Origin of the sequence: Staphylococcus sp. NWU MKU2, from assembly GCF_033283605.1 — a bacterium.
GTDB classification, from domain to species: Bacteria; Bacillota; Bacilli; order Staphylococcales; family Staphylococcaceae; genus Staphylococcus; species Staphylococcus haemolyticus.
Genome location: NZ_JAVSMH010000006.1, coordinates 70,201 through 83,403, shown reverse-complemented (window position 1 = coordinate 83,403; position 13,203 = coordinate 70,201). Strand labels below are relative to the sequence as shown.

The following is a 13,203-nucleotide window of genomic DNA, read 5'->3' as shown; positions in this document are numbered from 1 at the left end:
TCCTTTGTCGTCATTTTTCTTTTTAATTTTCAAACGGCAATATTTTAAACGAATATTTCTCTGAAATATGATGAAACTCTTTGAAGTTAGTTAAATCCGCTTCATCTGATGGTGTAATTTCAAATAGATAAGTTTCATAAGGTAAATGTGATAATGTGATGTGACGCTTATTGCTATCAATTTGCGATTGTACATCTTCTAGTCGTTGTTCACTACGCATATGTACATCAGTGAAAATAATTATATTTATAATCGCAAAGATAAGTATACAACTTTTTAAAAGATTATAATGGTTCAACGTCAAAATGCCTAATTCTGAAATTAAACTAATAAGTACAATTATAAAAAGTAAATATGCTAAATAAAATTGTCGAACTGAAACTTCAGTAATTAAAATAACCGGTAACACGCTAATAGGAATAGAAACAAGTGACATAAAAACCAACAATCGTTTATATGGTAATTGAATGACTAACTTACATGAAATTGCAATGCTAATCATCATTATAAGACACAATAGAGTATTAATGACTTCAAACGTAAATGTCTCTGACAATTGTTTCAAATTAAAAGGTTCATATATAAAAATTTTATATATAGGCAAAATACAAATACCTATTTGTAAAATGATTCGCTTTATTGTAGGTAAAGTTAAGAACGCGCTACTTTTTAATAGCAATATCATTAGAATAATCACTATTAAGGATAAAATAATAATATTATTAAAAAAGAGAGATCTTGGAATATCTTTTAGAAGTGATATTTCGAACTTATGGTTTAACCCAAGCATGTCTAAGTGTCCTCTTAATGCCTCAACACTTGAAAAGATATAAATATATTTATCATTTAATAGCATCACCATCGCACCACATAATGAAAGCAACCAACCAAGCACTAGACTATAGTAAAGCTTATGATTGCGTATGGCATAATAAATCATTCCTACAAGTAATATACTGGCATTATAAAAAGCTAAAGGCTCAGCAAACCACTGTCCCAATATACATATTAGCCAAAATATAAAAACTTCTATACGACTATATTCATCTTTATTAAGTAATATTTTTATTATAAAACTTAAGATATATAAAGAAAAACATGTGCCAAAAACATATGTATAAAAAAATTCAAAATTACCATAGCTTTGTGCAAACAAGGAATTGGGTATAATAAATAATAAAACAGTGCTTAATATTAAATAATTTGTGTCACCAAACTGATTCAATAATCTTAATAAAAGTACCACGATAAAGATTGATATAAACGCAAATGATAATGTACGAAGTAATATAGAATGGACACTTGCAAATTCTAATAAATTGCTAATGTATCTGCCATTAAAATTATTAAAAGCATTACTGACCACTTGCATACCGTGGCCACTACCCCAAAACCAATCTGTACTATGTAAAGGGATAATGTAGCCTAAATAGCCATAATATAGGATCAATCCAATCATCCAGATGTAAAATTCATGATGTTTAAGTCTATGCATGTCGAACTCCTTTATGTCATAAGGTTAATTAAATTAGCACTCGTTTTGGCTCAACTAATTATATTATATTCTTTTTTTATTAATTATACATTCAAACATTATTTTATACTAATTTTAAATATATAAACTATTGGAGGTCTATTAAGATGAATCTTAGAAAAATAGTCATTGCCACTGATTCATTTAAAGAGAGCATGTCAGCTAAAGAAGCTGGTTTAGCAATACAAGATGGTTTCAAGAAAATATTTCATGAAGATATTCACTATGACATTATTCCAATGGCAGATGGTGGTGAAGGTACAACAGATGCTTTAAAGGAAGCGCATAATGCAAAGACGTACACCATTCCAGTTCATGACCCATTGCATAGAAACATTGAAGCTTCATATGCACGTTCCCAAGATAATCAAGTAGCTATCATTGAAATGGCTGCATCATCAGGACTAGATTTATTGACAGATGAAGAACGTAATCCACTTATTACATCTACTTACGGTGTTGGAGAAATAATATTAGATGCGCTTGATCATCATGTTACTAAGATCATTTTAGGCATTGGAGGAAGTGCTACCAATGATGGCGGTAGTGGCATGTTATGTGCATTAGGCGCTCAATTTCTTGATTCTAAAAATCAACCTTTAAAACTCGGTGGCGGCTACTTATCTGAGCTAGCAAAAATTGACATCTCAAACTTAGATCAAAGACTTAAGCACGTCACATTTGAAGTTGCTTGTGATGTGACAAACCCGTTATTAGGTGCTAATGGCGCAACTGAAATCTATGGTCCTCAAAAAGGTGCTGACGTTAAGATGATACCAAAGTTGGATTCCGCACTTACAACCTATCATGATATGATAGAACGAGAACTAAATATAAGTGTTAAAGATATTCCAGGTGCTGGTGCTGCCGGTGGATTAGGTGCAGGTATCCTCGCATTCTTCAATGCGTCACTTTCTAACGGTATTGATATTGTATTAAAAGAAACTGACTTTTCGAGAAGAGTGCAGGATGCTGATCTTGTTATAACTGGTGAAGGAAAGATGGATGCTCAAACGGTCTTTGGTAAAACACCTATCGGAGTAGCTAAAGCAGCAAAAGAACATCACGTTCCTGTTATAGCTATTTGTGGTAGTCTTGGCGAAGGATACCAAGATGTTTATAAGCATGGCATTGACAGTGCATTTAGTTTAATTGAGCAACCAGAATCATTGCCATCATTATTAAATAACGCTAAACAAAACATGACACATACTGCTGAAAATATTGCAAGACTATTAAAACTAACTATTTAAAATATGAGGTGACTATCATGAAACGAACAGACAAATATAAAGATTCTTACAAATATGATGAACAATATCGCAAGCGTAACCGACAAAGCGCAGAGGAACGTGCGCGTCATGAGCGACGCGAAAGTCAAGAAGCATACAATCGTAACAATTCACGTTATCGAGATGATGATCCGAGATATCGTAATGATGACCATCGATATCAAGATGATTATGATTATCGTGAGGATTATCGCCGACGTAATGATGAATATGATGAAGATGGTAATAGATACTATAACGATCGTGACTTTAGACGCGAGCAACAGTTAGAAGAAGAGAACGAAAAAAATAAGAAATCTAAAAAATGGCTAATTGCTATTATTGCAATATTGTTGATTATCGTAGCGGTATTTGCCACAAGAGCAATACTTAATAACAATAGTAGTGATAACCAACAAACGAATAATGCTTCTAATGACAACAATGTTTCTAAAGATTATAAAAATGAAGTTCAAAACCAAAGTGATAATATCAAACAACAAGTAGAAGATGCTAAAAATGACATTAAGGATAAAGTCGATACTGACTCAAGAATTAAACAAATTCAAGAGGATGTTAATAACTTAAAAAATAGCGAACAAACTGGTGAAGATTCTAAATTAACTAAATTTTATCAAGAGCAAGTCAATAAATTAAAAGAAGCTAATAATGCTCAACAAAATAACGAAAGCCAAAGTAAAGTTAATGATTTACTCAACGATGTAAATACAAAATTTGATGAAATTAAAGAGAAATTAAATAGTATCCTTGGAAATTCAAGTGATACAAATTTACAATAATTGGCCTGTTTGAGAAAGCATATATTCAAAACTTTTCGAACGGCAATCAACCTATATTAGGCGACACGATGAATTCTGTGTCACTTTTTTATTTTTGTAAATTACAAATATACAAAAAACCTTTATAATGTAGTTTGCAAACTTTTTAAGGAGAAACATTATGCAACCTTCAACTCATACAAAATTACCCCTATTGCTTCTAATAGTATTAGGTGTAATGACTGCATTTGGACCTATGATTATTGATATGTATTTACCCGCATTACCTGAAGCACAACATCAATTTAGGTCATCAACATCTGAAATACAACTTACATTATCATTTGCAATGATAGGTTTAGCACTTGGCCAATTCCTATTTGGCCCATTATCTGATGCATATGGTCGTAAAAGAATGGGTCTTATCATATTATGTATATTTTTCTTAGCTACACTTAGTGGCGTATTCGCTACTAACCTAATTTTATTTTTATGTATTCGTTTTATCCAAGGGTTTACAGCCGGTGGTATTATCGTTATAGCCAAAGCTTTTGCTGGAGATAGATACGAGGGCGATTTATTAGCAAAATTTCTAGCATCACTAATGGTCGTGAATGGTATTGTTACTATCATCATGCCATTACTCGGTGGACTATCATTAACACTTGGATCATGGAGAATTGTATTCATCATCCTAACATTTATAAGTCTATTAGTACTATTAGGCGTCGCTACAATGATGCCTAAGACACATAAATCGGAACACAAATCACTTAACTTTAAAGACATTTTATTAGATTTCGGTAGTCTAATGAAAAAACCACGATTCATTATTCCAATGTTGCTACAGGGGTTAACGTATGTAATGTTATTTAGCTTTTCATCCGCTTCTCCATTTATCACGCAAAAAATTTATAATATGACACCTCAACAATTCAGTATCATGGTCGCTGTTAATGGTGTCGGTTTAATTATCGTGAGTCAGATCGTTGCACTTCTTGTAGCTTATATTAATCGTTTCAAACTTATGATTTATTTAACCTTAATTCAAGTTGTAGGTGTCATTTTAATTGTGATTACACTTGCAGTTCATGGTCCCTTATGGATTTTACTTATCGCATTTTTCTTAAATGTATGTCCTGTTACGTCTATTGGGCCACTTGGTTTTTCAATGGCAATGGAAGAACGTACTGGTGGTAGTGGTAATGCGTCTAGTTTATTAGGACTATTCCAATTTATACTTGGTGGTATTATCTCTCCTATTGTAGGACTCAAAGGACAATATGACGCAACCCCATATATTTTCGTTATTATGATAACAGCAGTCATTTTAATAACACTACAAGTGATTTATTTTAGAAATCATCGTAAACCAGCATAATAAATCTTTTATTCAATATAACTAGAAGATTAAGATAAAGGATTAAAATGCTACATAAAATCATGCAGTAGTCGACTAAACTGAGAAGATGCTCATATCGAGCTTTTCTCAGTTTTTTGCATTTCATTTAAAAATGAGTCCACTAATTTAAAATCCAAGTTACTCGTTCACAATATTTTAATAACTTTCCAACAAATAGGTGACAGCTATATTTTTTCTAATTGATAATCATTATTAACGGTTATAATGAGAGTAAATAAAGGAGGAGTTTTAATGATTACAAATGAATCTATCGTTGCAGAAATTGTTACTGATATCCCACTAAGTGCTGATATATTTAGAAAATATGGCATCGACTTTTGTTGCGGTGGTAATATATCTATAAATGAGGCAGTTAAAAATAAAAAAGTTGATGCAGAAACTTTAATAGATGAGATTAATGAACTTCCAAACCATGATCAAGGAAACATTAATGTGAAATATCTAGATGCGCCGTCATTAATTCAATATATACAATCTCGCTATCACGAAACAATGCGAGAAGAATTTAAGAATCTATCCCCTTATGTTACAAAAGTGGCTAAAGTTCATGGACCAAACCATCCATTTCTAATTCAGTTACAAGATTTATATCGTCAATATCGAGATGGTATGCTTGAGCATATGGCTCAAGAAGATGAACATGATTTCCCAGCGTTAATTAAACTTTCTCGTGGTGAACAAGTAGATCATTCATCTGATATCATTCAAAGCTTAGTTGACGACCACACTCAAACAGGACAATTACTTGAAGATATGCGTGAATTAACTAACCAATATCAACCTCCTAGTGAAGCTTGCCAAACTTGGAGATTAGTATATCATCGTCTAGAGAATTTAGAACGTGAAACGCATGAACATGTACATTTAGAAAATCACGTACTCTTTAACAAATTTAGTTAGAACAGGAAGTGTTGACTATGGTGACTAAAATAGCCGGCCATACATTTTTAGCACAATTAGGAAAGAAACGTTTACGTCCAGGTGGTGTGTTAGCAACAAATTGGCTTATAAATAAAGGACACTTCTCCAGTGATAAACGTGTTTTAGAAGTAGCTTGTAATATGTGTACAACGTCTATTGAATTAGCTCAAAAATATAATTGCCACATTGAGGGCGTAGACTTAAATAAAACCGCTTTAGAAAAAGGTAAACAAAATGTTTCGAAACGCAATTTAGATAATCTTATTCATTTAACGCAAGCCAATGCTATGAAATTACCTTTTGAAGATCAGAGTTTTGATATTATTTTAAATGAAGCGATGCTAACAATGTTGCCTTATCAGATTAAGGAAAAAGTGCTAAATGAATATTATCGAGTATTAAAACCGAATGGCATTATACTTACACATGATATTGCAATTATTAATAGACAAGAGGCATCAACGGTCATTGATGAATTAAGTAACGCCATCAATATGAAAGTCACACCTTTATCGCCTGAAGATTGGTATCAACTCTATCAAGAAGCTGGTTTTTCAAATATTGAGTCTAAAGTAGGTCCACTATCTTTAATGACTCCAATAGGTATGATTCAAGATGAAGGTCTCCTTGGTACGTTAAAAATTATAAAAAACGCTCTAAAACCAACTAATCGCAAAATGTTTATCAAAATGTTTAAAACAATGCGTAAGCATAAAAAGAATATGAATTATATCGTTCATGCAGTTAGAAAATAAATTGTGAAAGTATAACAAGAACTGAGAAGTGCTTAAAAAGAGCGCCTCCTCAGTTCTTTTAATTACTGTATTTTTTAATTTTGTAGTACCTATTTTATCTCAATTTCTTGTCTAATCTTCTATAGGACTCCAAATTTCCGTAATGTAATCACTACTTTGGGTATTTCCTGGTAAATAATGTTCAAACATAGGTGCTCTAATCGTCTTAAATTTAGCTTGAGGTAAGAACTCTTGATAGATTTTAGGCATTATCGATTTAATCGCTTCGGGAACTTTTCCTTTCGCATCTATAACGACATACTTATGAGCTGATAATTCGAGTGTATTAAAGTGCGAATTATTATTATTCGAATTATCACAAGGTACACCAATGAAATATTCGAAATGATTATCTTCTTTCTGTAAAATGACGCCTAACAATCCTGATAATGTTTGATTGCTAAGTTCTATTAAATCATCTACAACCCCATCATTATTTACTTTTTGCCAAAATGACGGTATATCTTTTTGCATCTCATCGCCACTCTCATACTTTCTTAAGACACCGATGAGTTGAACATGATTTAACTGTTCCAATTTATATTGTATTGCCATTCAAATATCCCCTTTTTCATTTATTCTATATCAATAAAGTCAAAATCCATTTTAATATACGAGATGACCACTAAGGTATATAATAAATTTACTTAAATTAAGTGATGTAAATCATAAAAGCGTCTTTAAGGAGAATAAGGATGAAAAGAACGATATTATCAATCAAACCAATTAGCCAATTATTTCCAATTCCAATGGTCATGGGCTGTGAAGGTGTTTCAGCAGCAATGTTACTTCAATATAACGGTCATAATATTAAAGCAACTGAAATTATGAAACATTGGCCCAAACATCCTAATAATCCCTATAAAGGTTATGTGGGTCATCACTTACTTGTCAAATTGGGTCATCATCAAACCATCTTTCCAGATGCTTATGTTCCATATTTACAAACAATTGATTCACGTATTGTTGATGGCACAGGTACTGACCTAACATCGTTAGAGACTGTAATCGATTCAGGCCAACCGGTCATCATGTACCACACGAGTTTAGGACGTAAACCATTCCGAAAACACTTTACATTTGATGATAATGAGAAAGAACTCGTTTCTAACATTCATGTTACGCTATTAATTGGTTATGATGATAAATATTACTATTATATAGATCCCTTATGGAGTCATTTTTTTAAATTTGTTATCTTTCCTGCTATAGTTCCTAATCGCTTTCAAATTATTAAAATTGCAAAGTCGAAATTAGAACGTAGCTTTAACGCTCCTGGTCGTACATGTATTTATCTTAAAGTAAACACCAATGATTAATTGTAACTGTTAAGTGAGATTGCGATAATTTAAAATACTTCCCAATCTCACATTATTTTATTCATCACTAATATCAAATGTTACTAAAGCGTTATTGATTTCTTGATTAATATCACTCGTTCTCCATTGTCGTTGATACCCTAAGCAGGGACAAATATATGTGATGCCATTTTCATTAATCACTTTGCGAAAATGCACATGCCCCATAATGCTATAACGAATGGAATAGGTTGAATAAAACTCATCAAAGTCCTTAGTACCAATATAAGCATTAAAGAAATCAAAAATGCGATGCGGCATAGGTACTATAAATTGAGGGTGCGTAACAATGTGTGTCATTAAAATAACATGTTTATCTTTCACTTGTTCTAAGTCTTCTTGTATTTGTTTAGCTGCCTCTTTAGATAACACTCTATCATCAATATCCCAATCAATTTTCACTTTATCTTGCCATGTGGCACCATAATATTTCCCTCTTTTAATTCGATCCAAATCAAATTTGCTATCCGCATAGCTATAATCATACCAAGCTGTATGTCCAACAATTGCCCAATTATTATTAATAATATAAGGTTTTCCGATTAAACATTCTGGCTTGCTAGCATAAAATTCATAAATTTGCTTTGAACTGAGTGATGCCTCTGAAGCCCAATAGTCATGATTACCAGGTACGAATAAGATTGGTATACTGCATTTTTCTTTTAAGTCTTGAATAAATTGATAACCTTGCTGAAAATGATTAGACATATCTCCTGCAATTAATAATAAATCAACACTTCTTTGTTCCACATTATGGGCGAGAGCATCAAGATATGCTTGTGGCTCTAGTTTAGGATGTCGATCGATATGTAAATCTGAAATTGCACCTATCTTCATTAATGTCTTCCCTCTTACTTGTTTTGAATTGAAATCATTATGTCATAGTTATTATTAATAATAAATAAATCTGTTTATTAAATTTTCAGAAATTTGTTTATATTTTATACAATAAAGAGTATAATAAAATTACCTTTTAGCAAAGTTACATAATTTGTGAACAATTAATATCAAAATCGCTTTTTATCTAAAATTTAACAGCTATTGAACAAACGCTATACTTTGTTAAAAGAAAAAATTTTTACATAAAAAAGAAAGCGTTTACAACTAAAAAAATTAAAAATCGCATCATTGCTTTCTAAGGAGGAAGTATATGGCTAGACAGTTGGAAAGAGAACTAAACAACAGGCATATTCAATTAATTGCGATTGGGGGCGCAATTGGTACAGGATTATTCCTAGGTTCAGGACAAACAATTGCTTTAACAGGACCTTCCCTTTTACTAACATACATGATTATTGGTATGGTCATGTTTGCATTCATGCGAGCACTTGGAGAATTGTTATTAAGTAATACACGCTTTAATTCATTTGTAGATATTGCGAACGAATACATAGGTCCCTTTGCCGGATTTGTCATTGGGTGGACATATTGGCTCGCTTGGATTGCTTCAAGTATGTCAGATTTAACAGCAATGGGACAATATTTTAGTTTTTGGTTCCCACAAGTTCCACATTGGATCACCGTCTTGTTCATAGTATTAATGTTAATCTCTTTTAACATGTTAGGTGCAAGATTATTCGGTGAATTGGAATTTTGGTTCTCAATTATCAAGATTGTTACTATTATTGCGATGATTATCGTGGGACTTGTCATGATATTCTTCTCATTTAAAACATCTTATGGTCATGCATCGTTTAGTAACTTAACTAATCACGGTGGTATCTTCCCTAATGGACCATTTGGATTCTTAATGGCATTCCAAATTGCAGTTTATTCATTTATTGGTATTGAACTTATCGGTGTAACTGCTGGTGAGACGAAAGACCCTAGAAATGTAATCCCTAAAGCAATTAATAACGTGCCTATACGTATCTTATTATTTTACGTCGGTGGTTTATTAGTCATCATGTCGGTTATTCCTTGGAATAAAATAGACTCAAATAGTAGTCCATTCGTAACAATGTTTAGTTTAATCGGCTTACCATTCGCTGCCGGACTAGTAAACTTTGTAGTATTAACTGCGGCTGCATCAGCAACAAACAGTGGTATTTATTCTAATAGTCGTATTTTATTCGGACTTGCTAAACAAGGTTTAGGACCTAAAGTTTTAAGCAAAACAAATGGTAGCAGTGTTCCATACTTATCTATGTTAGTGTCATCTGGTACCTTATTAGCAGCAGCATTGCTTAATTTTATTTTCCCTGATGCCATTAAATTATTTATTTATGTTACAACACTATCAACTGTCCTATTCTTAGTAGTGTGGGCAATGATTATCATTTCTTATATTGTTTTCGTTAAAAAGAATCCAGAAGAACACCATAAGAATAAATTTAAACTCTTTGGTGGACTTAAGACAGCCTATGTCGTACTCGCATTTTTCGCGTTTGTGTTTGTACTACTATTCTTTAGCGAAGATACAAGAGCGGCCATTTTCATTTCACCAATTTGGTTTATCTTCTTGTTCATCTTTTATAGAAAATACAAGTCTAATGCAGAAGACTTAGCAGAACGAACTCGTAGTCAAGGTCGTAATTCAATTAATTATTAATCATCACATTAATTAATTGATAAACGAAATTTTTCAATTTATAAAAGCAAATAAAACTGAGAAGATGCTTAAATCAAGCTTTTCTCAGTTTTTATATTTTTATGATCTTAACTCTGTCCTCACTATAATAAAACTTTATTCAACTACTCCACTTTTAAACATCTCAAGCAACTCTAAATTGATAACCACTTTAATTCATATATCCGTTTATAGACACTTAAATATGGTAAATAGATAAAATAATAATCATAAAATATTTTGTTAAATAGGTTGCCATTTTTGGTAGCTTATCATGTCAGATGGTATACTATTAATATTCATTTTAAAAAGGAGTTATTCATGGAGCTATCAGAAGCATTTTTATTATTTATATTCGCAGTTATTATTAGTTCTATTATTTATAATAGGTTCCCTAAAATTCCTACTGCTTTTATTCAAATCGCATTGGGTGTCTGCTTATTTGTGCTACCTATTCCAATGCACTTTGAATTTGAATCGGAAGTCTTTATGATGGCTGTTATCGCCCCTCTGCTATTTGTGGAAGGCACTCATATTTCTAGAACAAAGTTACTTGAGTATCGTAAACCGATTGTTCTTATGGCAATGGCCCTTGTATTTACTACCGTTATTGGTGTAGGTTTCTTTATTCACTGGATTTGGGCTGATTTACCAATGCCAGCCGCATTTGCAATTGCTGCAATTCTGTGCCCTACTGATGCAGTCGCAGTTTCCGCAATTACTAAAGGTAAGATATTACCTAAAGGGTCAATGTCAATTCTTGAAGGTGAATCGTTACTTAATGACGCCGCAGGTATCATTTCATTTAAAATTGCAGTTACTGCACTTGTAACGGGTAGTTTTTCAGCGTTTGATGCAATTGGCCAATTTATTATTTCAACTATTTTAGGTGTGTTAATTGGTATCATTGTTGGCGCACTAGTCGTAACTTTAAGAGTTTATTTAACTGCCAATAAAGGCATGAAAGATAGTAATACGTTAACATTCATTCAATTACTTACTCCTTTCGCCGTTTATTTTATTGGCGAAGAGCTTCACGCATCAGGAATTATTGCCGTAGTTGTCGCTGGTTTAATCCATGGTTTAGAACGCGACCGTTTAATTCGTGCCCAAACGGAATTACAAATGAACTATAACCAAATATGGAATACACTAAGTTATGCATTAAATGGCTTTGTATTTGTTGTATTAGGATATATCGTTCCCGAAGTAGTTATGGAAATTATTCATGACGAACCACAAAACATTGTATTTTTAATTACAACCGCTCTATTAATTGCGCTAGCAATTTATGTATTTAGGTTTGTTTGGGTGTACTTATTATTTAAAGATTTTTATTATCCAAACAACGTTCAATCCTATTTAGATGATGAAGAAGATGCTGGACCACCGAAGCGTAATCACTATGCCTTTATTATGACGATGTGTGGGATACACGGTACCATTTCCTTATCAATGGCATTAACACTTCCATATATGATGGATGGTAACCAAGAGTTTATATATCGTAATGATCTATTATTCATCGCTTCATTTATGGTATTAACTAGCTTAATTCTCGCTCAAGTTGTTCTACCATTTATCACACCATCTGAAAAGGTCTCAGAATTTAAAGGTATGTCCTATCAATCAGCTAAAATATTCATGGTTCAACATGTACTTGATACTTTTAAAAAGAAAAACTCTGAAGAAAAAAGTATGGATTATCGACCAATATTAAATCAATATTTTAATGAGTTATCATTCTTAATCAATATGGAACCTGACAATAAAAATACGAAGGAATTACGTCGCCTTCAAGAAATAGCTGAAGAAGAAGAAACAAGAACACTAGAGCGATTAATCGAAAAAAGAAAGAATTACTAAGAAGGATTTAACAGACTATCGCAATATTATGGAATTCAGTCAATCTTATCGTGAAATGTCTATTCTAAGAAAAATAAGTCGTTTCTTTAAATTGATCGGCTTACGATTTAAAGCTCGTAAAGAATCACGAAAAGAGGCACATCGCATTCATAAAGAAAACCGTGCATTATTAAAAGAAGAACATCATGCTACATCAGAACAAAATAAAATGGACATTAAAGCTAAGCGTGAAGAATATAAAGCTGAACGTCAAAAAGTAAAAGACGATAAAAAGGCACAAAGAGAAGAATTTGCAAATAGTTTTAACAAAGTGCAACAATTAATGCGTGTTGTTAATCACAATATTATTATGAAAATGCGTCAAGAACAAAATAGTTCAAATGTCTTAGAAGTGAGTTTAATTATTAACCAATATCACAACCTATCTCGTACGATTCGTCACAATAAGAATAGAAAGCAACAAAGAAATCAAAACAAAGAAGTATATGAACTTACTACACAGCAACAACAAGATGTAAAATTGGAAGCATTATACATCCAACGTACTATTTTAGATGAATTAATTTCACGAAATAAAGTAACTAATGAAGTTGCAACCCAATTACGAGAAAACATCAATTACAATGAAATCGTTCTAGCACATGAAGTAAGCAACGCTCACTAAAAATCAACTAAAGCCCATAGATAA

The 13,203-nt window shown here is 32.2% G+C and carries 10 protein-coding genes and 1 pseudogene; 8 read left to right on the top strand and 3 right to left on the bottom strand.

Annotated features, from left to right (window positions below; translation table 11 throughout):
• Positions 1 to 22 precede the first annotated feature (22 nt).
• On the bottom strand, positions 23 to 1,495 hold the full coding sequence (locus SBL15_RS09870) for a hypothetical protein (RefSeq protein ID WP_107611542.1): 1,473 nt from the start codon (positions 1,493 to 1,495) through the stop codon (positions 23 to 25).
• Positions 1,496 to 1,641: 146 nt separating this feature from the next.
• Here SBL15_RS09870 and SBL15_RS09865 point away from each other — a divergent pair, with 146 nt between their 5' ends.
• The 5 genes from SBL15_RS09865 (at position 1,642) to SBL15_RS09845 (ending at position 6,683) form a co-directional block, all read left to right on the top strand.
• Positions 1,642 to 2,787, top strand: a complete 1,146-nt coding sequence (locus SBL15_RS09865) for a glycerate kinase (RefSeq protein ID WP_107611541.1) — start codon at positions 1,642 to 1,644, stop codon at positions 2,785 to 2,787.
• A gap of 17 nt (positions 2,788 to 2,804) precedes the next feature.
• Positions 2,805 to 3,605 carry a hypothetical protein gene (locus tag SBL15_RS09860; RefSeq protein WP_317955876.1) on the top strand — a complete coding sequence of 267 codons (801 nt, stop codon included), beginning with the start codon at positions 2,805 to 2,807 and terminating at the stop codon, positions 3,603 to 3,605.
• A 160-nt stretch (positions 3,606 to 3,765) separates the two neighbouring features.
• Complete coding sequence (locus SBL15_RS09855) at positions 3,766 to 4,965, top strand: multidrug effflux MFS transporter (RefSeq protein ID WP_053018404.1); 1,200 nt, start codon at positions 3,766 to 3,768, stop codon at positions 4,963 to 4,965.
• A 273-nt stretch (positions 4,966 to 5,238) separates the two neighbouring features.
• Entirely contained in the window at positions 5,239 to 5,907 is a 669-nt protein-coding gene (gene scdA / locus SBL15_RS09850) for an iron-sulfur cluster repair di-iron protein ScdA (RefSeq protein ID WP_037535730.1), read from the top strand.
• 20 nt (positions 5,908 to 5,927) lie between these two features.
• Positions 5,928 to 6,683, top strand: coding sequence for a class I SAM-dependent methyltransferase (locus SBL15_RS09845; protein ID WP_233641583.1), 756 nt, complete (start codon positions 5,928 to 5,930; stop codon positions 6,681 to 6,683).
• Between the two features lie 111 nt (positions 6,684 to 6,794).
• Here SBL15_RS09845 and SBL15_RS09840 read toward each other — a convergent pair whose 3' ends face one another.
• The gene (locus SBL15_RS09840) at positions 6,795 to 7,277 is read right to left on the bottom strand and encodes a GyrI-like domain-containing protein (RefSeq protein ID WP_107611539.1); all 483 of its coding nucleotides are present in this window, start codon (positions 7,275 to 7,277) and stop codon (positions 6,795 to 6,797) included.
• Positions 7,278 to 7,417: 140 nt separating this feature from the next.
• Here SBL15_RS09840 and SBL15_RS09835 point away from each other — a divergent pair, with 140 nt between their 5' ends.
• Positions 7,418 to 8,041, top strand: a complete 624-nt coding sequence (locus SBL15_RS09835; RefSeq protein ID WP_107611538.1) for a C39 family peptidase — start codon at positions 7,418 to 7,420, stop codon at positions 8,039 to 8,041.
• A gap of 57 nt (positions 8,042 to 8,098) precedes the next feature.
• Here SBL15_RS09835 and SBL15_RS09830 read toward each other — a convergent pair whose 3' ends face one another.
• On the bottom strand, positions 8,099 to 8,917 hold the full coding sequence (locus SBL15_RS09830) for a metallophosphoesterase (protein ID WP_107611537.1): 819 nt from the start codon (positions 8,915 to 8,917) through the stop codon (positions 8,099 to 8,101).
• Positions 8,918 to 9,230: 313 nt separating this feature from the next.
• On the opposite strand from SBL15_RS09830, the gene SBL15_RS09825 reads away from it, so the two are divergent.
• Entirely contained in the window at positions 9,231 to 10,631 is a 1,401-nt protein-coding gene (locus SBL15_RS09825; RefSeq protein WP_011274948.1) for an amino acid permease, read from the top strand.
• Positions 10,632 to 10,970: 339 nt separating this feature from the next.
• A pseudogene (locus SBL15_RS09820) lies at positions 10,971 to 13,179 on the top strand (cation:proton antiporter).
• The last annotated feature ends 24 nt before the right edge of the window (positions 13,180 to 13,203 follow it).

Coding starts and splice junctions, on each gene's coding strand:
- SBL15_RS09870 (WP_107611542.1), bottom strand. CDS start 1,495: ATGCATAGACTTAAACATCATGAATTTTACATCTGGATGATTGGATTG.
- SBL15_RS09865 (WP_107611541.1), top strand. CDS start 1,642: ATGAATCTTAGAAAAATAGTCATTGCCACTGATTCATTTAAAGAGAGC.
- SBL15_RS09860 (WP_317955876.1), top strand. CDS start 2,805: ATGAAACGAACAGACAAATATAAAGATTCTTACAAATATGATGAACAA.
- SBL15_RS09855 (WP_053018404.1), top strand. CDS start 3,766: ATGCAACCTTCAACTCATACAAAATTACCCCTATTGCTTCTAATAGTA.
- scdA (WP_037535730.1), top strand. CDS start 5,239: ATGATTACAAATGAATCTATCGTTGCAGAAATTGTTACTGATATCCCA.
- SBL15_RS09840 (WP_107611539.1), bottom strand. CDS start 7,277: ATGGCAATACAATATAAATTGGAACAGTTAAATCATGTTCAACTCATC.
- SBL15_RS09835 (WP_107611538.1), top strand. CDS start 7,418: ATGAAAAGAACGATATTATCAATCAAACCAATTAGCCAATTATTTCCA.
- SBL15_RS09830 (WP_107611537.1), bottom strand. CDS start 8,917: ATGAAGATAGGTGCAATTTCAGATTTACATATCGATCGACATCCTAAA.
- SBL15_RS09825 (WP_011274948.1), top strand. CDS start 9,231: ATGGCTAGACAGTTGGAAAGAGAACTAAACAACAGGCATATTCAATTA.